19 protein-coding genes are annotated in these 20,799 nt (G+C 54.8%); 12 read left to right on the top strand and 7 right to left on the bottom strand.

The genetic code is table 11. The features are described from left to right. Window positions 1–27: 27 nt before the first annotated feature. The 3 genes from NHG65_RS18250 to yfcG all read right to left on the bottom strand — a co-directional run bounded on the left by NHG65_RS18250 (window position 28) and on the right by yfcG (window position 2,075). Window positions 28–942, bottom strand: coding sequence for a TIGR01777 family oxidoreductase (locus tag NHG65_RS18250; protein WP_099061618.1), 915 nt, complete (start codon window positions 940–942; stop codon window positions 28–30). Between the two features lie 27 nt (window positions 943–969). Then, window positions 970–1,341 (bottom strand): dihydroneopterin triphosphate 2'-epimerase, encoded by a 372-nt coding sequence (gene folX, locus NHG65_RS18245; RefSeq protein WP_012146035.1) that lies wholly within the window; start codon window positions 1,339–1,341, stop codon window positions 970–972. Window positions 1,342–1,445: 104 nt separating this feature from the next. Next, entirely contained in the window at window positions 1,446–2,075 is a 630-nt protein-coding gene (gene yfcG, locus NHG65_RS18240) for a GSH-dependent disulfide bond oxidoreductase (protein WP_099061617.1), read from the bottom strand. A gap of 248 nt (window positions 2,076–2,323) precedes the next feature. On the opposite strand from yfcG, the gene yfcE reads away from it, so the two are divergent. After that, the gene (gene yfcE / locus NHG65_RS18235) at window positions 2,324–2,875 is read left to right on the top strand and encodes a phosphodiesterase (protein ID WP_112348840.1); all 552 of its coding nucleotides are present in this window, start codon (window positions 2,324–2,326) and stop codon (window positions 2,873–2,875) included. 90 nt (window positions 2,876–2,965) lie between these two features. After that, window positions 2,966–3,523 carry an NUDIX hydrolase YfcD gene (yfcD, locus tag NHG65_RS18230; protein WP_099061616.1) on the top strand — a complete coding sequence of 186 codons (558 nt, stop codon included), beginning with the start codon at window positions 2,966–2,968 and terminating at the stop codon, window positions 3,521–3,523. A gap of 66 nt (window positions 3,524–3,589) precedes the next feature. Here yfcD and pta read toward each other — a convergent pair whose 3' ends face one another. Together pta and ackA are read right to left on the bottom strand one after the other, a co-directional pair. After that, window positions 3,590–5,752 (bottom strand): phosphate acetyltransferase, encoded by a 2,163-nt coding sequence (gene pta, locus NHG65_RS18225; protein ID WP_099061644.1) that lies wholly within the window; start codon window positions 5,750–5,752, stop codon window positions 3,590–3,592. A 74-nt stretch (window positions 5,753–5,826) separates the two neighbouring features. Further along, a complete protein-coding gene (gene ackA / locus NHG65_RS18220; RefSeq protein WP_129936559.1) occupies window positions 5,827–7,029 on the bottom strand; it encodes an acetate kinase in 1,203 nt (400 codons plus the stop codon). 355 nt (window positions 7,030–7,384) lie between these two features. Here ackA and yfbV point away from each other — a divergent pair, with 355 nt between their 5' ends. The 4 genes from yfbV (at window position 7,385) to NHG65_RS18200 (ending at window position 11,271) form a co-directional block, all read left to right on the top strand. Beyond that, complete coding sequence (gene yfbV / locus NHG65_RS18215; RefSeq protein WP_099061614.1) at window positions 7,385–7,840, top strand: terminus macrodomain insulation protein YfbV; 456 nt, start codon at window positions 7,385–7,387, stop codon at window positions 7,838–7,840. Between the two features lie 331 nt (window positions 7,841–8,171). Continuing rightward, a complete protein-coding gene (locus NHG65_RS18210; RefSeq protein ID WP_099061613.1) occupies window positions 8,172–8,666 on the top strand; it encodes a YfbU family protein in 495 nt (164 codons plus the stop codon). A 16-nt stretch (window positions 8,667–8,682) separates the two neighbouring features. Beyond that, window positions 8,683–9,339, top strand: a complete 657-nt coding sequence (locus NHG65_RS18205) for a sugar phosphatase (protein ID WP_499182518.1) — start codon at window positions 8,683–8,685, stop codon at window positions 9,337–9,339. Between the two features lie 99 nt (window positions 9,340–9,438). Continuing rightward, window positions 9,439–11,271, top strand: a complete 1,833-nt coding sequence (locus tag NHG65_RS18200) for an SLC13 family permease (RefSeq protein WP_261463913.1) — start codon at window positions 9,439–9,441, stop codon at window positions 11,269–11,271. A gap of 30 nt (window positions 11,272–11,301) precedes the next feature. On the opposite strand, the gene yfbR is transcribed toward NHG65_RS18200, so the two are convergent. Then, window positions 11,302–11,901 (bottom strand): 5'-deoxynucleotidase, encoded by a 600-nt coding sequence (gene yfbR / locus NHG65_RS18195; RefSeq protein ID WP_037421003.1) that lies wholly within the window; start codon window positions 11,899–11,901, stop codon window positions 11,302–11,304. Window positions 11,902–12,109: 208 nt separating this feature from the next. Beyond that, the gene (locus tag NHG65_RS18190) at window positions 12,110–13,324 is read right to left on the bottom strand and encodes a pyridoxal phosphate-dependent aminotransferase (protein ID WP_499182517.1); all 1,215 of its coding nucleotides are present in this window, start codon (window positions 13,322–13,324) and stop codon (window positions 12,110–12,112) included. Between the two features lie 862 nt (window positions 13,325–14,186). Between NHG65_RS18190 and lrhA the strand changes: the two genes are divergently transcribed. The 6 genes from lrhA (at window position 14,187) to nuoF (ending at window position 20,768) form a co-directional block, all read left to right on the top strand. After that, window positions 14,187–15,122, top strand: coding sequence for a transcriptional regulator LrhA (lrhA, locus tag NHG65_RS18185; RefSeq protein ID WP_413480757.1), 936 nt, complete (start codon window positions 14,187–14,189; stop codon window positions 15,120–15,122). A gap of 712 nt (window positions 15,123–15,834) precedes the next feature. After that, complete coding sequence (locus NHG65_RS18180) at window positions 15,835–16,275, top strand: NADH-quinone oxidoreductase subunit A (RefSeq protein ID WP_012146022.1); 441 nt, start codon at window positions 15,835–15,837, stop codon at window positions 16,273–16,275. A gap of 23 nt (window positions 16,276–16,298) precedes the next feature. After that, the gene (locus tag NHG65_RS18175) at window positions 16,299–16,973 is read left to right on the top strand and encodes a NuoB/complex I 20 kDa subunit family protein (RefSeq protein WP_004947278.1); all 675 of its coding nucleotides are present in this window, start codon (window positions 16,299–16,301) and stop codon (window positions 16,971–16,973) included. Window positions 16,974–17,068: 95 nt separating this feature from the next. Next, window positions 17,069–18,865, top strand: a complete 1,797-nt coding sequence (gene nuoC, locus NHG65_RS18170) for an NADH-quinone oxidoreductase subunit C/D (RefSeq protein ID WP_099061608.1) — start codon at window positions 17,069–17,071, stop codon at window positions 18,863–18,865. 2 nt (window positions 18,866–18,867) lie between these two features. After that, entirely contained in the window at window positions 18,868–19,419 is a 552-nt protein-coding gene (nuoE, locus tag NHG65_RS18165) for an NADH-quinone oxidoreductase subunit NuoE (RefSeq protein ID WP_099061607.1), read from the top strand. Then, the gene (gene nuoF, locus NHG65_RS18160; protein ID WP_099061606.1) at window positions 19,416–20,768 is read left to right on the top strand and encodes an NADH-quinone oxidoreductase subunit NuoF; all 1,353 of its coding nucleotides are present in this window, start codon (window positions 19,416–19,418) and stop codon (window positions 20,766–20,768) included. The genes nuoE and nuoF overlap by 4 nt, the downstream gene beginning before the upstream one ends. The last annotated feature ends 31 nt before the right edge of the window (window positions 20,769–20,799 follow it).

Below are 20,799 nucleotides of genomic sequence, written 5' to 3'. Positions count from 1 at the left end.
CGGATCTTTCTGGCCCCGAGCGGATCGTCAGCGGGTTTCGGCCCGCTGATTAATCACATCATCCAATGCCTGTTCCAGCTCCAAAAAGCGGAAGCTAAAACCGGCTTCCTCCAGCCTTCTGGGTACTGCTCGCTGCCCACCCAACACTAATACTGCCGCTTCCCCCATCAATAAACGCATGGCGAATGCCGGTACGCGTAGAAATGCCGGCCGATCGAGCACGTTGGCGAGCTGAGCGGTAAACTGTTCGTTGTGAACCGGGTAGGGGGCAACCATATTGAACGGCCCTTGCAGGGTTTGGTGTTCCAGCAAATAGACAATGCCATCGACCATGTCTTCCAGATGGATCCATGGCAGATATTGGCGGCCGTCGCCTATGGGACCGCCCAGCCCAAAGCGGAACGGTGGCAGCATTTTCGCCAAGGCACCACCTTTGGGCGCCAGCACCACGCCGGTACGTAGCAAACAGACGCGGGTGGCATCGCTTTGCGCTTGCAAAGCCAGGGACTCCCAGCGTTGGCACAGCTGATGGGTGAATTCGTCGTGTGGGGCTTCGTCTTCGGTGACCACCGCCTGGCCCTGATCGCCATAGTAGCCAATCGCAGAACCGGAAATCAGCACGCTGGGTGGCGCGCTGCCAGCGTTAATCAGCTTGGCCAACTGCTCGGTCAGATCCCAACGGCTGTGGCACAGTCGTTCTTTCTGCGCTTTGCTCCAGCGCTTGTCGGCGATCGGCTCCCCGGCCAGATTGATCACCGCGTCAAAACCGTCCAGCGAGGGTTGATCCTGCAGCGTTGACCAGTAGCTGACCTGCTCGCCGAACTGCTCACGTGCGCGCTGCACGTTGCGGCTCAGCACCGTAATTTGGTGAGAAAGGCCCAGCAGCCGCTGCGTCAGGCTGCTCCCTATCAATCCTGTGGCACCGGTGATCAGGATCCGCATGGTCGATTCTCCCTGAAACTGTGGTTTTCAGGCCCGGCGATAGCTCATGGTCATCGAAACCGAGTCGGCGTAGCGCAGGGCCAGTAGTTTATCTATCTCCACTTCAGCATAGGTTACCCAGGCGTGTTGTTTCACGATATCGAGCACATCCTGAGTTAATTTTTCCAGCAGGGCGAAGCGGTTATCTTCCACATGGCGGATGATGGCTTTGGTGATGGTGCGGTAATTGAGCGCGTCGTCGATATTTTCACTGTCGCGCGCCTTGTCCGCCGGGTAATGGATCACCACATTAATCAGGATGTCCTGACGGTTGTTGATTTCTTCTTCCTTGATACCGATGAATGTACGCAACCGCAGATTTTTTATACGAATAATGGCGTCGGGTTGACTGAATGACATCAGAGAGTCTCCACAGGTCTGATTATTGGTGCTCAGAATACACGGAAAGCAGGGAAAAGATAACGAGTCGGGGGAAACTCCCCGGAGGCCGGGGAGCTGGAAATTTAACCCTGCTCAGCCAGCTTGTAGGCACGCTCGGTAGCCGGGCGGTTGCTGATGCGTTCGAACCAGTTGCGTACCGCAGGATAATCCGCCAGATCGATGCGCTGACGCGGGTGTGACACCACCCAGGGATAAGTCGCGATATCGGCTATGCTGTAGTTGTCACCGCCCAGATAGGGGTGCTTTTGCAACTCGGCTTCCAACACGGCATACAGGCGCTTGGTTTCCAGGTGGTAACGTTCGATGGCGTAAGGTACCGGCTGTGGTGCGTAGTGGTTGAAGTGGTGATTTTGCCCGAGCATGGGCCCAAAGCCCGCCACTTGCCAAAACAGCCACTGCAGCGTGGCAGCGCGCTCACGCAGCCCTTTGCTCAGCAGCTTGCCGGTTTTCTCCGCCAGGTACAGCAGAATTTCGCCGGACTCGAACAGGCTGATCGGCGTACCGCCATCAACCGGTTGCTGGTCGACAATCGCCGGGATTTTGTTGTTGGGTGAAATGCTCAGAAAATCCGGCTTGAACTGGTCGCCGGCGCTGATATTTACGCGGTGGATACGGTAGGGTAAGCCAACCTCCTCCAGAAACAGGGTAATCTTGTGACCATTGGGAGTAGGCGCGTAATACAGGTCAATCATGTTGCCTCCTGCGGTAAGGTGATCTGTAAGTCATTACACGTTGTTGCGGTCTTCGCCGCGCACAAAGGTATATCAGAGATCTTTCTCTAGGGTTACCAACAATAGCAGCTAAGAATAGCAGGCTATGTGAGATTCGTCTGATGCTATCTCCACAAGATGCATCACAATGCTTTGCAGGCGTATCTGCGGTTTGCCGCACGGTGCCAGCGCGCTAAAATAGGGCTTATTTCCTTAACAGGGACAAGGTTATGAAGCTGTTATTTGCCTCGGACATACATGGTTCGCTCCCCGCCACCGAAAGCGTGCTGGAGCGTTTTGAACAAAGCGGCGCCGACTGGCTGATCCTGCTGGGCGATTTGCTGAATCATGGGCCGCGCAATGCACTGCCGGTGGGTTATCAGCCGGCGCAGGTTGCCGAACAATTGAATCGCTATAGCGACAAGATCATCGCCGTTCGCGGCAACTGTGACAGTGAAGTCGATCAGATGCTACTGTCTTTCCCTATCACCGCGTCTTGGCAGCAGGTGCTATTACAAAAAAGACGATTGTTTTTAACCCACGGTCACCTTTATCATCCCTCGGCACTGCCGCCGTTATCTGCCGGTGATGTGTTGGTCTACGGACACAGCCATTTGCCGCAGGCGGAACGGCAGGGAGAAATTTACTGCTTTAATCCAGGGTCGGTCAGCATTCCGAAAGGGGGCTTTCCTGCCAGCTATGGCATACTGGAGGACGGCGTTTTAAGTGTGGTCACTTTGCTCGGCGGCAAGGCTGTTGCAGAGGTGGCATTAACGCACTAATTTATACACACACAATAAAAATCTTTGAAAAACACTCATTGATTAACCAGTGCGCGGGATGCATCGCGCCAAAATAGAAGGTTTTAGAGGATGGCGGAACAGGATCAGGCTGCAGATACCGAGTGGGTTGATATCGTCAACGAGCAAAACGAAGTGATTGCTCAATCCAGTCGCCAACAGATGCGTGCCCAACGGCTGCGTCATCGTGCTACCTATATTGTGGTGCATGATGGAATGGGAAAAATTCTGGTGCAGCGTCGCACCGACATTAAAGATTTCTATCCGGGCTGGCTGGACGCCACTGCGGGTGGTGTGGTGCAGAGCGGGGAGAATGTACTGGATTCCGCCCGTCGCGAAGCGGAAGAGGAGCTGGGCATTGCCGGCGTGCCTTTCGCCGAACACGGCCTGTTCTACTTTGAAGAAGATCAGTGCCGGGTGTGGGGCGCATTATTCAGTTGCGTATCTCACGGCCCGTTTGCGCTGCAGGAAGAAGAAGTGGCTGAGGTGAGCTGGCTGACGCCGGAAGAGATCACCGCCCGCTGCGACGAATTCACGCCGGATTCGCTAAAAGCGCTGTCGCTCTGGCTGACACGCAACAACGAGCAGGCTTACGGTAAACCGCTACGCGATAGCGATGAAAATGCCTGATGGGGTTTCAGAAATGAAAAAGCCGGTCAATTGACCGGCTTTTTTTATCGGATAACCCAGAGGTTATCAGGCTTTCACTACAGCTTCATCAGCCTGGGAAGACTGAATGGCGGTCAGCGCCACGGTGTAAACAATGTCGTCTACCAGTGCGCCACGTGACAGGTCGTTCACCGGCTTGCGCATGCCTTGCAGCATTGGCCCGATGGACACCAGGTCAGCAGAACGCTGTACCGCTTTGTAGGTGGTGTTACCGGTGTTCAGGTCCGGGAAGATGAACACGGTAGCCTGGCCCGCAACCGGTGAGTTAGGCGCCTTGGATTTGGCTACGTCAGCCATGATCGCGGCGTCGTACTGCAACGGACCGTCGATGATCAGGTCAGGACGTTTTTCCTGTGCCAGACGGGTCGCTTCACGCACTTTCTCAACGTCGCTGCCCGCACCGGAGTTGCCGGTGGAGTAGGAGATCATCGCTACGCGTGGTTCGATACCGAAAGCGGCGGCGGAGTCGGCTGACTGGATTGCGATCTCAGACAGTTGCTCAGCGGTTGGATCCGGGTTGATCGCACAGTCGCCGTACACCAGAACCTGGTCAGGCAGCAGCATGAAGAACACGGAGGACACCAGCGAGCTGCCCGGTGCGGTTTTGATCAACTGCAGCGGTGGACGGATGGTGTTGGCAGTAGTGTGAACCGCGCCGGAAACTAGCCCGTCAACTTCGCCTTTCTCCAGCATCAGGGTGCCGAGAACCACGTTGTCTTCCAGTTGCTCACGCGCAACCACTTCGGTCATGCCCTTGCTCTTACGCAGCTCAACCAGACGCGGCACATAGAGTTCGCGGACGGCGACCGGATCAACGATTTCGATGCCTTTGCCCAGTTCAACGCCCTGAGCGGCAGCAACGCGCTTGATCTCTTCCGGATTACCCAACAGCACGCATTCTGCGATACCGCGTTCGGCACAGATAGCTGCCGCTTTCACGGTACGCGGCTCGTCACCTTCAGGCAGCACAATGCGTTTGCCGGCTTTGCGTGCCAGCTCGGTCAGTTCGTAACGGAATGCCGGTGGAGACAGACGACGTGAACGCTCGGAGGTGGCGGTCAGAGACTCGATCCATTCGGCGTTGATGTGGCTGGCCACGTAGTTCTGCACTTTCTCGATGCGCTGATGGTCGTCCGCCGGCACTTCAAGGTTGAAGCTTTGCAGGCTGAGCGAGGTCTGCCAGGTGTTGGTGTCGACCATAAATACCGGCAGGCCGGTCTGGAAGGCACGTTCACACAGCTTTCTGATCGGCTCGTCGATGGCATAACCACCGGTCAGCAGGATGGCGCCGATTTCTACGCCATTCATCGCAGCCAGACAGGCAGAAACCAGCACGTCAGGACGGTCTGCCGAGGTCACCAGCAGTGAGCCTGGGCGGAAGTGTTCCAGCATGTGCGGGATGCTGCGCGCACAGAAGGTCACAGACTTCACGCGGCGGGTCATGATGTCGCCTTCATTGACCACGGAGGCCTTCAGGTGACGAGCCATGTCGATAGCGCGGGTGGCGATCAGATCAAAGCTCCACGGCACGCAACCCAGAATCGGCAGCGGGCTGTTGGCGAACAGCTGCGCCGGGTCAACGTTGGTCACGCTGGCCTTGGTGGAGTCGTCGAAGATCTCGGACAGGTCAGGACGGGTGCGGCCCTGCTCGTCAACCGGGGCGTTCAGCTTGTTGATGATCACGCCGGTGATGTTTTTGTTTTTGCTGCCGCCGAAGCTGCTGCGGGCCAGCTCGATGCGCTCTTTCAGCTGTGCCGGGGAGTCGTTACCCAGCGCCAGCACGAAGACGATTTCTGCATTCAGCGTTTTGGCGATTTCGTAGTTCAGCGCGTTGGCGAACTGATGTTTACGGGTCGGTACCAGACCTTCGATCAACACCACTTCTGCGTCTTTGGTGTTTTCGTGGTAGCGAGCCACGATCTCTTCCATCAGCTCATCTTGCTTGTTGGAGCTCAGCAGGCCCTCAACGTAGCTCATGCGCAGCGGTTCGGCCGCGGTGATGGTGGAGTTGCTGCTGCGGATGATGGTGGTGGTTTGATCGAGCGAGTCGCCGCCAGTACGTGGCTGTGCGATAGGTTTGAACACGCTCAGGCTAACGCCTTTTTGCTCCATGGAGCGAATGACACCCAGGCTGACGCTGGTCAGGCCGACGCTGGTGCCAGTGGGGATCAACATAATTGTACGTGACACAGAATAGTCCTCTTCACGAATTAACATGAGGCTAAAACAGCACCGTCAGCCTGGGCTGACGGTGTCGGAGAGCGTTACGCGGTCAGACGGGATGCGTCTTGCGCGATGACCAACTCTTCGTTGGTCGGGATAACCAGCGCCAGGCGGCTACCGTCTTTGGTGATGGCACCGGATTTACCGAAGCGAGCAGCCATGTTGCGGTCGTGGTCAACTTCGAAGCCCAGCAGGCCCAGTTTGTTCAGGGTCAGCTCACGCACCATACCGGCGTTTTCACCGATACCGCCGGTGAAGACGACTGCGTCCAGACGGCCGTCCATCAGTGCGCTGTAGGCACCGATGTACTTGGCCAGGCGGTGGCAGAATACGTCCATCGCACGCTTGGCATCGGCTTTGCTTTCGTAGTTGTCTTCAACATAACGGCAGTCGCTGGTGACTTCGGTCAGGCCCAGCAGGCCGGATTCTTTGGTCAGCATTTTGTTGATTTGATCAACGCTCATGCCCAGGGAGTCGTGCAGGTGGAAGATAATGGCAGGATCGATGTCACCGCTACGGGTACCCATGACCAGGCCTTCCAGCGGGGTCAGACCCATGGAGGTGTCAACGCATTTGCCGTTGCGCACTGCGGTAACGGAACCGCCGTTGCCCAGGTGGCAGGTGATCAGGTTAACTTCTTCAACCGGCTTGTTCAGCGCCTTGGCCGCTTCTTGAGTCACGTAGAAGTGGCTGGTGCCGTGTGCGCCATAACGGCGAACGCTGTGGTCACGGTACAGGCTGTACGGCAGGGCGTACAGGTAGGATTCTTCCGGCATGGTCTGGTGGAACGCGGTGTCGAACACGGCAACGTTTTTATCCGCCAGTTTAGGGAAAGATTTCAATGCTTCAGCGATACCGATCAGGTGCGCCGGGTTATGCAGTGGTGCAAAAGGCACCGAATCTTTGATACCCTGCAGGACTTCGTCATTGATCACGGCAGAAGCAGTAAACTTCTCGCCGCCGTGCACAATGCGGTGACCGATAGCGGTCAGCTGTGCAGAAAGCTCAGGTTTTTGTGCCAGAATTGTATTAACAATGTAGTTCAGTGCTTCGCTGTGCGCAGCGCCGGCGCCCAGAGCCGCTTCGTGTTTCGCGCCGTCCATCTTCCACTTGAGGCGAGCCTCAGGCAGGTGGAAACATTCGGCTAAGCCGGAGAGGTGTTCTTCACCGTTGACAGCATCGATGATAGCGAACTTCAGGGAAGAACTGCCGCAGTTCAGGACCAGTACTAGCTTACTCGACATGGAAGTACCTACTTAAATAGTTCGTGTTGTTAAAGGAAAGACCAAAACACGTGGTGAATTAATCGTCAATCAGACAACAAGCGTAGCGCATAATGCCGTTGACATTTATGATTAACATCATGTGAATTGCACAAACCACATGACGATGAAAAAACCGATGATTTCTCTGCGGTTTAAGTAATCTTGATTTTTATAGGGCTAAAAGTTGACAGAATTCTTGTCATCTTCTACCGGCCAAAAGGCCGGCTTAGGATACCGATAGCCTGAGGCAAACACAAAATAAATTTAAAGCTTCAACTTTTTTAGTATTGTGTTGGCTGTGTCCTTATTTTTCTTTGTGACGTTGAGGTACGCAATGACGAGCAAACCGTCCGGTTCCGTTAGCTGGTTTCAGGTCTTCCAGCGCGGGCAGCATTATATGAAAACCTGGCCGTCGGACAAACGTCTGGCTCCGGTCTTTCCGGAGAATCGCGTTGCGAGTGCCACCCGTTTTGCCGTCCGCTTTATGCCACCGCTGGCGGTGTTTGCCCTGACCTGGCAGATTGCCCTGGGTGGCCAGTTGGGCCCGGCGATCGCCACTGCGCTGTTTGCGTGCAGCATGCCGATGCAGGGTCTGTGGTGGTTGGGCCGTCGTTCGGTCACCCCGTTGCCGCCAACGCTGCTGCAATGGTTCCATGAAGTCCGCAACAAGCTGGCGGAAGCCGGTCAGGCGGTAGCACCGGTAGAAGGCCCGCCGACCTACCAGGCGCTGGCGGACCTGCTGAAACGCGCCTTCAAGCAGTTGGATAAAACCTTCCTGGATGACCTGTAACCACAAAAATGGCCGCATTGATTGCGGCCTGATTAAGTTTGATGTCTAGTCTGAGATACCCGGGCCTAGCGCACCGAGGGGCTATTATGTGACACATCCATGTGTCCCACCCTTTGGGCCGACTGAAGTCGTTCCAATTTGTTCCCGACAAATTGGTCGGCAGCTGAAGCTGCTACGACCCCTTCGGCACGCTCTCCCTAATAATAGGCCTGGGCATAGCTTGTTCCAGCCAATAACCCCGGTTTAAATCAAAGAACCGGCGAGTTGTGATTTCCTGCGATATTGCGCTGTGCGATGCTTCCGCCATTAGTAATTTATCGAGGAAATTATAATGGAAATGACCCACGCCCAACGGCTGATCCTGTCGAACCAATACAAAATGATGACCATGCTGGATCCGGATAACGCCGAGCGTTACCGCCGCCTGCAGACCGTTATCGAACGTGGTTTTGGCCTGCAGATGCGCGAGCTGGATCGCGACTTCGGCGAAATGAGCGAAGAAGTGTGCCGCACCATTATCAACGTGATGGAAATGCACCATGCGTTGCAGGTCTCCTGGGATAACCTGAAGGAAAAACAGGGGATTGAGGCGCGCCGCCTGGCGTTTCTCGGCTTTGACGCCGCAACCGAAGCGCGTTATCTCAGCTATGTGCGGTTCCTTGTGACCACCGAGGGACGCTATACTCATTTCGATTCTGGCAGCCATGGCTTTAATGCCCAAACCAAAATGTGGGAAAAGTACCAGCGGATGCTGGCTATCTGGCTGTCATGCCCACGTCAGTATCACCTGAGCGCCGTTGAGATAGCGCAAATTATCAATGCCTGATTAAAAGAGGTTTCCTGTGGAGTGTAAGGGTTTTCTGTTCGATCTTGATGGGACGTTGGTTGATTCACTGCCGGCGGTAGAGCGCGCCTGGATTAACTGGGCCAAACGCCGCGGTATTAATCCGCAGGACGTACTGGATTTCATTCACGGTAAACAGGCCATTACCTCGTTACGTCACTTTATGCCGGGTGAAAGTGAGGAAGCCATTCAACAGGAGTTCCTGCTGCTGGAGCAGGTGGAAGCGCAGGATACCAATGGCGTCACGGCATTGCCTGGGGCTGCAGCCTTGCTGGATCGCTTGAACCGCCTCGATATCCCGTGGGCGATCGTGACTTCCGGTTCGATCCCGGTGGCTACTGCTCGTCGTAATGCCGGTGGTTTGCCGCAGCCGGAGGTGTTCATCACCGCCGAGCAGGTAAAACATGGCAAGCCGCAGCCGGATGCCTACCTGCTGGGTGCGGAGCGCCTGGGGCTGGCGCCTCAGGACTGTGTGGTGGTGGAAGACGCCGCTGCCGGTATTCTTTCCGGGTTGGCTGCGGGCTGCCAGGTGATTGCGGTCAACGCACCAGCCGACGCCCCCAAGCTGGAGCAGGTTGATCTGCTGTTAACCTCGCTTGAGCAGATTGCGGTGAGTAAAACGGAACAGGGTGCGGCGATAAGCCTGGTCGCCTGACCGAACCTATCTTCACCCAAATTGATTAGACCCCGCACCGGCGGGGTTTTTTTATGCTAATTTTTAAGCCCTTGGATATCTCTGCCGGATGAGGCCGTTTTGAACAGCGAATTACTGTGGGTGCTGAGTTTACTGTTGATTGCCATCGTGCTGTTTACCACCAACAAGCTGCGGATGGACGTCGTGGCGTTGCTGGTGATCATCGCTTTTGTGTTGAGCGGCACGCTGACCCTGGCGGAGGCCACGGTGGGCTTCAGCGATCCCAATGTGATCCTGATCGCCGCGCTGTTCGTGATTGGTGAAGGGTTGGTGCGCACCGGCGTGGCTTATCAGGTGGGGGACTGGCTGGTGAAGGTGGCCGGCAGCAGCGAAACCAGGATGCTGATGTTGTTGATGGTCACCGTGGCCGGACTCGGGGCTTTTATGAGCTCGACCGGCGTGGTGGCGATCTTTATTCCGGTGGTACTCAGCGTGGCGGCGCGGATGAAAATCGCGCCGGGCAGGTTGATGATGCCACTGAGCTTTGCCGGTTTGATCAGCGGCATGATGACCCTGGTGGCAACGCCGCCGAACATGGTGGTCAACAGCGAGCTGGTCCGCGAGGGTATCAGTGGTTTTGGCTTCTTCGGCGTAACCCCGGTCGGTCTGGCGGTGCTGGTGTTGGGCGTGGGGTACATGCTGGTGGCCCGGCGCTGGTTGGCCAATGACGACGGTGATAAAACGCGTGAAACCTGGCAACGCCGTACCTTCCGCGATCTGATCCGTGACTATAAGCTGACCGGTCGTGCCCGCCGCTTGGCACTGCGCAGCGGCTCGCCGCTGGTCGGTCACTCGCTGGACGAGCTGCACCTGCGCGCCCGCTACGGCGCTAACGTGGTGGGGATTGAACGCTGGAAACGTTTCCGGCGGGTGATGGTCAGCGCATCCGGCAGCACCGAGCTGCGCGAAGGGGATGTGCTGCTGCTCGACATGTCGGACAGTCAGGTCGATCTGCGTGAGTTCTGCAGCGAGCAGCAGTTGGAGCCGATGGTCCTGCGCGGCGACTATTTCTCTGAACAGTCACGTAACGTCGGCATGGCGGAAGTGTCGTTGATCCCCGATTCAACTCTGTTGGGCAAAAGCCTGCGCGAGTCTGCCTTCCGCAGCCGCTACGATCTGAACGTGGTTGGTATTCGTCGCAATGGCGAAACCCTGGCAGGCAAGCTGGTGGATGAGCCCCTGGCGTTGGGTGATATTCTGTTGGTGATCGGCGACTGGAAGGCGATCCGCCAGTTGCAGGCGAAAACCCATGATTTTATCGTGCTCAATCTGCCGGCCGAGGTTGATGAAGTGGCACCGGCCATTACCCAGGCACCGCACGCACTGTTCTGCCTGGCGCTGATGGTCGCGATGATGCTGACCGATGAAATCCCCAACCCGATCGCCGCGCTGATTGCCTGTCTGCTGATGGGCAAGTTCCGCTGCATCGACATGGAAAGCGCCTATAAGTCGATTCACTGGCCGAGCATTATTTTGATTGTCGGTATGATGCCGTTTGCCCAGGCGCTGCAAAAAACCGGCGGGGTCGATTTGATCGTGCGTGGTTTAATGGACGTGGCGGGGGATGCCGGACCGCGGGTGATGCTGGTGTGCCTGTTTGCCCTCTGCGCCACTATCGGCCTGTTTATCTCCAACACCGCCACCGCGGTGCTGATGGCGCCGATCGCCATTGCGGCCGCGCGTGAAATGGGCGTTTCGCCTTACCCCTTTGCGATGATTATCGCCATCGCCGCTTCGGCCGCATTTATGACGCCGGTTTCTTCACCGGTAAACACGCTGGTGCTGGGGCCGGGAAACTATAAGTTCGGTGATTTTATCCGCATGGGCGTGCCGTTCACGCTGTTGGTGATGGTGGTTAGCGTGATTATCGTGCCCTGGCTGTATGCATTCTAATAAACGGCGCAGCGTGCTGCGCCATGAGAATTACAGGGAGGAGTCCAGGCTGATTTCATCCAGCGACAGGCTGAAGCTGGGGATAAACACGTTCATGAAATAATCCATCTCCGGGCTGCTACGCTGCTGCAGGGTTTTTTCCAGTCGTGCTTTCGCCAGCTTGAATTCGTTATTGCCGGCAGACAACTCTTCCAGACATTTCAGGTAGGCGCACAGCGCATCGGCCTGTTTCACCACCAACTTTTCGTCTTCGGTGTAATAGTGTTCGTCGAGGATCGAGCGGAAATCGTTGCGTAATTCCGCCGGGATCATATCCAGCAGCTTCTGCTGGGCGATCTTTTCGATCTTCTTATACTCGTGGGCGATCTGCGGATTGTAGTATTTGATCGGCGTTGGCATGTCGCCGGTGATCACTTCGCTGGCATCGTGGTACATCGCCAGCAGGGCGACGCGATCGGCGCTCAGGTTGCCATTGAATTTTCGGTTTTTGATCACCGCCAGGGCGTGGGCAACAAATGCCACCTGCAGGCTGTGTTCGGAAACGTTCTCGGTGCGAACATTGCGCATCAGCGGCCAGCGGTTAATCAGTTTCAAACGGGACAGATGGGCAAAAAAGTGGCTCTGGCTCATGGTGCTCTCTTTTACAACGGCAAGTGAGGGTTCCATTGTGAGCAGTGGCAGCAGGTTATGCAAATATCCTTCATGCTTCACGCTGCCTCTTTGTTGGCTGCCTTCGCTCACCCCGGTCACATAGCTATCTATGCTCCCGGGGATGTGCTCAGTTGCCGCCTTGATGCAACGCGAAGCATTTCGGTTATTACGAGAGCGTGCTTAATTTTTACTGACGGTAGCCTTCCAGGAAGCGGCCCAGTTTGCCCACTGCCATTTCCAGTTCATCCACCCGTGGCAGAGTCACGATGCGCACGTGGTCCGGATACGGCCAGTTGAACGCGCTACCCTGTACCAGCAGCACTTTTTCCTGCAGCAACAGGTCCAGCACCAATTTCTGGTCATCGCGAATATTAAAGCGTTTAGCGTCGATGCGCGGGAACATATACAGCGCCCCCTGAGGTTTCACGCAGGAAACGCCCGGGATTTGGTTCAACAGTTCCCAAGTCCGGTTGCGTTGTTCATACAGACGCCCGCCCGGTTGAATAAATTCGTTGATGCTCTGGTAGCCACCCAGTGCGGTTTGGATTGCGTGCTGCATCGGCACGTTGGCACACAGTCGCATGGACGCCAGCATTTCCAGCCCTTCGATATATCCCTTGGCGTGCTTCTTCGGCCCGTTCAACACCATCCAGCCCTGGCGGAAACCCGCCACGCGGTAGGTTTTTGACAGTCCGTTAAAGGTCACGGTCAGCAGGTCCGGCGCCAGCGCAGCGATCGAATGGTGCTCGGCTTCGTCATACAGAATTTTGTCGTAGATTTCATCGGAGAAGATGATCAGGTTGTGCTGACGGGCGATCTCAACAATCTGCTCCAGCAGTGCCTTGCTGTAGACCGCACCGGTCGGGTTGTTTGGGTTGATGATCACGATGCCACGGGTGCGTGGGGTGATCTTGCTGATGATGTCGTCCAGATCCGGGAACCAGCCGGCTTCTTCATCACACAGGTAATGCACGGCTTTGCCGCCGGACAGCGAAACAGCCGCGGTCCACAGCGGGTAATCCGGTGCCGGTACCAGCATTTCGTCGCCGCTGTTGAGCAGCGCCTGCATGGATTGCACAATCAGCTCGGAAACCCCATTACCGATGTAGATATCCTCAACGGTCACGTCACGTATGTTGCGCGCCTGATAGTGCTGCATGATCGCTTTACGCGCCGAGAAGAGCCCTTTGGAATCGGAATAGCCTTGCGCCGTGGGCAGATTGCGGATCACGTCGACCAGGATTTCATCAGGGGCGTCAAAACCAAACGGGGCAGGGTTGCCGATGTTCAGTTTGAGGACTTTATGGCCTTCTTCTTCAAGACGTTTAGCTTCTTTGAGCACCGGGCCGCGAATGTCATAACAGACGTTGTCCAGTTTGCTGGATTTCTCAATGGGGGACATAGAAAGTTGAGCCTTTTGCTGGGATAGGGGCGTTCCTACCGTGGAACACCGCAACCTGCTCAATGTACTCCTGGCGCAGATGCTTTTGAAGGGTTGTGCACGCCTTTGGTGCAAACGAAGGGCTCAACGGGGGATTTCAGGGATGATGAACAATGCCAAAGTGGTTTGTTGGTATTTAATTCCAGTATTTGTTGTCTTATTGGTTTTTTATTCTGTGGTGATGAGACCAGGTAGAGATAATGGCCCCATGTTATTGATGCAATGCTGACAGAACCGTACTCACTGTTAAGCCACATCGGGGATTTAGCGGAGATAAACTGTAAAGAAATGATAATGCCAGAGTAGTCTGATAGTCGCTTGTCCAGGCTCACTCCAAACTGAATCATAAGAAAATTCACATTAGCGCTATTTTAGTTTCTCTGTTAAGCCGCGTTTAAGTAGTTATTCCTTAGTTATTCACGGGGTAAATGTTACTGATTGAATTTATTAAAATCATTAAAAAATGTACCGGCTGTTACAAGAGGATCGTCTTACTCTTTTACGTATGAGAATACGCTGAGGCCAGTCTGGCTGCGGAGGTTGTGCAGCACAATTGGTGTGGTAATCCCGCTATCTGAATGAGTAAAATATTTTGTTCGGTAAAAATGAAACACTTGCACCACTTATAACGTCAGACGTTGTATAAGCATTCTCGATAGATCACATTTTAAAAGGCGATAGAGGTAACGAAATAAAAGTAATTTTTTTGCCCTCCACTAATGAGTGGGGTACTGTCATGTCTGGCATCGTCCCTTTTAAACGATGTCTTAGAAACACACCAGGGTAGTTTGTAAATTAGAATTTAAAAAGTGAAGAAAACACTATGACAACTGCAAATCGTCCGATACTCAATCTCGACCTCGATCTGCTAAGAACCTTTGTAGCTGTTGCTGATTTGAATACTTTTGCGGCGGCGGCAGTCGCCGTTTGTCGTACTCAATCAGCCGTCAGCCAACAAATGCAGCGGTTAGAGCAACTGGTTGGCAAAGAGTTGTTTGCCCGTCACGGGCGCAATAAATTACTGACTGAACACGGTATTCAGCTTCTCGGCTACGCCAGAAAAATTCTGCGCTTTAACGACGAAGCCTGTACCTCTCTGATGTACAACAATATTAAAGGTGTTCTGACTATTGGCGCTTCTGATGATACCGCCGATACCATCCTGCCTTTCCTGCTTAACCGCGTCACTTCTGTGTATCCAAAACTGGCGATTGATGTGCGGGTGAAACCCAGCTCGTTCATGATCGAGATGTTGGAAAACGGTGAAGTTGATCTGGCGATTACCACGATGGCTACCGAAGATCGCCCGCACATTGTGCTGCGTACTTCGCCAACCCTGTGGTATTGCGCGGCGGATTACCATTTTCAGGCCGGTGAACCGATCCCGTTGGTGGTGATGGACGAACCCAGTCCGTTCCGCGCGATGGCGATTCAACACCTGGATGACGCCGGGATCCCATGGCGCATTGCCTATGTGGCCTCGACGCTGTCTGCCGTTCGTGCAGCCTGCAAGGCTGGGTTAGGCATCACCGTTCGGCCAATTGAAATGATGAGCCCGGACCTGCGGGTGCTCGGCGCAGCGGAAGGCTTGCCGACGCTGCCGGACACGCAATACAGCTTGTGCAAGGACCTGCAGTGCGGCAACGAGCTGGCGATGGCCATTTTCAGTGCCATGCAGAACGGTAACGACAACTACAGCTTCAATGGACCGAGTGCCTCGTTGCAGGATGACACCTGCCTGGTTGACGATGAGGAATAACGCCAAAACGCGTTAAATCCGGTCATAAAACCTCTGCTTCGGCGGAGGTTTTTTTTGCTCTGAATTCAGTGAAAATTTAATTTATGAGGGGTTCGTTTTATTTTCATAGCGAAGTGGTTATTTGTTTGGCTAAAGCGTTGCCGATGAGAACGGTTATCAGACGAAGAAATAGCCTTTCGGTTATTTTTTGAACGAATAATTATAAAGGTAAAGGCCTGGAATCAATATGGTTATTTTGGTAGTTTGTGCCGGGATTATTTGACCGGCGTAATTGACAAAATTTATTAAAGGGCCACACTTTTTTTGAGGGTTTATGCTAAAAACGTGTCCTGGATCAAAAAAATACCCCTAGGTAGTGAGTGGAAGAACAGGAGATTCCTGAGACAATGGTATAGTAAAACTGAAATGAGCATGTTGGTTTATATCTATCTGTTTCTACACGTCAATTAACTGACACGATTTAGCCTAAGCCAGGCGCATCAAATGTTAATTAAATGATATGTATGTAAACTAGTGTGTAGATACTTTTGTCAAAGTTGACAAAAGGTTATAGAAAGGAGTAAAAAGCCCACAGTAAAACGCTGGCTAACTTGCTGTAATAGCAGTTTGTTTGTGTGGTTTATTTATCCTTCCCTTAAATCGATGTGGTGCACTAACTGCCAGAAACAAGAGCAGAGCGATCGACGCCACTTTTGATGAGTAAGCATAGAGTATGTCAACAACCACTGAAGTTATCGCTCATCACTGGGCGTTCGCCGTATTTTTTGTCGTGGCAATCGGGCTTTGCTGTTTAATGCTTATGGGTGCGTTCTTCCTGGGTGGGAGAGCCCGTGCGCGCGCCAAACATACCCCGTTTGAATCAGGCATCGACTCGGTCGGTACGGCGCGCATGCGTCTGTCCGCCAAGTTCTACCTGGTCGCCATGTTCTTCGTTATTTTCGATGTTGAAGCCTTGTACCTGTACGCCTGGTCGGTCTCCATACGTGAGAGCGGGTGGGTAGGCTTTATCGAAGCCGCCATTTTCATTTTGGTGTTATTGGCTGGGCTGGTTTATCTGGTGCGTATTGGCGCATTGGATTGGACTCCGGTGCGCTCCCGGCGCCAGAGCAAGCCAGGCACAATCAAAAACGCCACTAACAGTCATCCGCAGTAGTCGGTTAAAAACGAGGCATTAAGATGGACTATACGCTCACCCGCATAGACCCGAACGGTGAGAACGACCGTTACCCCCTGCAAAAACAGGAGATCGTTGCCGATCCCCTGGACCAACAGGTTCACCGCACGGTTTACATGGGTAAACTCGAACATGCATTGCATGACATGGTGAACTGGGGGCGTAAAAACTCTATTTGGCCGTATAACTTCGGCCTTTCGTGCTGTTACGTGGAGATGGTGACGTCGTTTACCGCCGTTCACGACGTGGCGCGTTTTGGTGCTGAAGTTCTGCGTGCATCACCGCGTCAGGCTGACCTGATGGTGGTGGCCGGTACCTGCTTTACCAAGATGGCCCCGGTTATTCAACGTCTGTACGAACAGATGCTGGAACCAAAATGGGTGATCTCCATGGGTGCCTGTGCCAACTCCGGCGGCATGTACGATATCTATTCCGTGGTACAGGGCGTGGACAAGTTCCTGCCGGTCGACGTGTACATTCCTGGCTGTCCACCGCGCCCGGAAGCTTACATGCAGGCACTGATGCTGTTGCAGGAATCTATTGGCAAAGAACGCCGCCCTCTGTCCTGGGTTGTCGGCGATCAGGGTGTTTACCGCGCCAACATGCAGTCTGAAAGAGAGCGTAAACACGGCGAGCGTATCGCGGTGACCAACCTTCGGACGCCTGACGAGATTTAAGACGTTCATTTAACGTCCATCTTAGTGCGCTATTGGTTAACACAGCGAAAAGTGAACTTGCGGCGAAATAACCCTTCAGTGTGGTGAAAAAAATTATGACAGATTCAACGACGCACGACGCATTGCCGGCCTGGCAAACCAGAGATCACCTTGACGATCCGGTGATTGGCGAACTGCGCAACCGTTTTGGGCCGGAAGCCTTTACTGTTCAGCCTACCCGTACCGGAATACCCGTGGTATGGGTCAAAGCCGATCAGTTACTGGAAGTAATGACGTTTTTGAGAAAGCAGCCGAAGCCTTATGTCATGCTGTTCGATCTGCATGGCATGGACGAGCGTCTTCGTACCCACCGCGACGGCCTGCCTGCTGCGGATTTTTCTGTTTTCTATCATCTGATTTCTATCGAACGCAACCGCGACATCATGCTGAAAGTGGCGCTGTCTGAAAAAGACCTGCACGTGCCCACAGCGACCAAGGTATTCCCTAATGCCAACTGGTATGAGCGTGAAACCTGGGAAATGTTCGGTATTACCTTCGACGGCCACCCGCACCTGACGCGCATCATGATGCCGCAAACCTGGGAAGGCCACCCGTTGCGTAAAGATTACCCGGCGCGTGCCACCGAATTCGATCCCTTTGTGTTGACCAAACAGAAAGAAGATCTGGAAATGGAAGCGCTGACTTTCAAACCGGAAGACTGGGGCATGAAGCGCGGCACCGAGAACGAGGACTTCATGTTCCTTAACCTCGGCCCGAACCACCCGTCTGCGCACGGTGCATTCCGTATCATTCTGCAGTTGGATGGCGAAGATATTGTCGACTGCGTACCGGATATCGGTTACCACCACCGTGGCGCCGAGAAGATGGGCGAGCGTCAGTCCTGGCACAGCTACATTCCGTACACCGACCGTATCGAGTACCTCGGCGGCTGCGTGAACGAAATGCCTTACGTGCTGGCAGTTGAGAAACTGGCAGGCATCAAGGTGCCGGATCGCGTTGATACCATCCGCGTGATGCTGTCCGAACTGTTCCGTATCAACAGCCACCTGCTGTACATCAGTACCTTCATTCAGGACGTCGGCGCCATGACCCCGGTGTTCTTCGCCTTTACCGACCGTCAGAAAATCTACGATCTGGTTGAAGCGATCACCGGTTTCCGTATGCACCCGGCCTGGTTCCGTATTGGCGGTGTTGCACACGACCTGCCGCGCGGATGGGATCGTCTGCTGCGCGAGTTCCTTGAGTGGATGCCAAAACGTCTGGATTCTTACGTCAAGGCCGCACTGAAGAACAGCATCCTGAAGGGCCGTTCCGTTGGCGTGGCATCCTACAATGCGAAAGAAGCGTTGGAGTGGGGCGTCACTGGCGCGGGTCTGCGTGCCACCGGTATCGAGTTCGATGTGCGCAAATGGCGTCCGTATTCCGGCTATGAGAATTTCGATTTCGAAGTTCCGGTCGGTGACGGTAACAGCGACTGCTACACCCGTGTGATGCTGAAGGTGGAAGAGTTGCGCCAGAGCCTGCGCATTCTCGAACAGTGCCTGAACAACATGCCGGAAGGCCCGTTCAAGGCCGATCACCCGCTGACCACGCCGCCGCCGAAAGAGCGCACGCTGCAGCACATTGAAACGCTGATCACCCACTTCCTGCAGGTTTCCTGGGGCCCGGTGATGCCAGCCAACGAATCATTCCAGATGATTGAAGCCACTAAAGGGATCAACAGCTACTACCTGACCAGCGACGGCAGCACCATGAGCTACCGCACCCGGGTACGTACGCCAAGCTTTGCGCACCTGCAGCAAATCCCAGCGGTAATCCGTGGCAGCCTGGTCTCCGACCTGATCGTCTATCTGGGTAGTATCGATTTTGTAATGTCAGATGTGGACCGCTAACTATGCATGATCAAAAAGACAATCACGCGAATAACCCCGCGCTTGAACCTATCAATGCGGCCGCTCCTCAGAGCGGCGTTGATGCATTTGAGCTGAGTGCGGAAGAACGTGATGCGATCGAGCACGAAAAGCACCATTACGAGGACCCACGCGCCGCCTCTATCGAAGCACTGAAAATTGTGCAGAAGCAGCGTGGCTGGGTTCCGGATGGGGCGATTTATGCCATCGCGGAGCTGCTGGGCATTCCTGCCAGTGACGTAGAAGGCGTGGCCACGTTCTACAGCCAGATTTTCCGTCAGCCAGTAGGACGTCACGTGATCCGTTATTGTGACAGCGTTGTTTGTCACATCACCGGTTACCAGGGCATTCAGGCCGCCATTGAGAAGAAGCTGAGCATCAAACCGGGTCAAACCACCTTTGATGGCCGTTTCACTCTGCTGCCAACCTGCTGCCTGGGCAACTGCGATAAAGGGCCGACCATGATGATTGATGAGGACACTCACAGTCAGCTGAAGCCTGAAGATATCGAGACGCTACTGGAGCAGTATCAATGATTAAAGACATTGTGCGCACTCCCGAAATGCACCCGCTGACCTGGCGGCTGCGCGATGACAAACAGCCGGTCTGGCTGGATGAATACCGCAGCAAGAACGGCTATGCCGGTGCCGAAAAGGCCATCAAGGGCATGGCTCCGGACGAGATCGTCACCCTGGTGAAAGACGCCGGGTTGAAAGGTCGCGGCGGTGCGGGCTTCTCCACCGGTTTGAAGTGGAGCCTGATGCCGAAAGACGAATCCATGAACATCCGTTACCTGCTGTGTAACGCCGATGAAATGGAGCCGGGCACCTATAAAGACCGCTTGCTGATGGAGCAACTGCCGCACCTGTTGGTGGAAGGCATGCTGATCTCGGCGTTCGCGCTGAAGGCCTATCGCGGCTACATCTTCCTGCGTGGTGAGTACATCGAAGCTGCGGTGCATTTGCGCCGGGCGATCGCTGAAGCCACCGAAGCCGGTTATTTGGGCAAGAACATCATGGGCAGCGGCTTCGACTTCGAGCTGATTGTTCATACCGGCGCCGGTCGCTACATCTGTGGCGAAGAAACCGCACTGATCAACTCGCTGGAAGGCCGTCGTGCCAACCCGCGTTCCAAGCCACCTTTCCCGGCGTCCTCCGGTGTCTGGGGCAAACCGACCTGCGTCAATAACGTAGAAACCCTGTGCAACGTTCCGGCGATCCTTGAAAGCGGCGTTGACTGGTACAAGGGGATCTCCGCCGGCAAGAGTAACGACGCCGGTACCAAACTGATGGGCTTCTCCGGCCGGGTGAAAAACCCAGGCGTTTGGGAGCTGCCGTTTGGCACCACCGCACGTGAAATTCTGGAAGATTACGCCGGTGGCATGCGTGACGGTCTGCGTTTCAAAGCCTGGCAGCCAGGCGGCGCGGGCACCGACTTCCTGACCGCCGATCACCTCGATCTGCCGATGGACTTCGAGAGCATCGGTAAAGCCGGCAGCCGTCTCGGTACCGCGCTGGCGATGGCCGTAGACCACGAGATTGGCATGGTTCCGCTGGTGCGTAACCTGGAAGAATTTTTCTCTCGCGAGTCCTGCGGCTGGTGTACGCCATGCCGTGACGGTCTGCCGTGGAGCGTGAAGATCCTGCGTGCGCTGGAGAATGGCGAAGGGCAGCCGGGGGATATCGAAACCCTTGAGCAGCTGTGCCGTTCTCTCGGCCCGGGCAAAACCTTCTGCGCCCATGCGCCAGGTGCCGTAGAGCCACTGCAAAGCGCGATTAAATATTTCCGTGAAGAGTTCGAAGCGGGCATTGCCGTGAAGCACTTCAGTAACGCGCATGCGATTGGCGGTATTCAGCCGAACAATCTGCTGAAGCAACGCTGGTAAGCCGACTCGCCCCGACGACACGGCCAGAATT

Origin of the sequence: Serratia myotis (assembly GCF_027474885.1) — a bacterium.
GTDB lineage: Bacteria > Pseudomonadota > Gammaproteobacteria > Enterobacterales > Enterobacteriaceae > Serratia > Serratia proteamaculans.
Note: the sequence above shows the minus strand (reverse complement) of the source record. Positions and strands in the feature narration are given on the sequence as shown.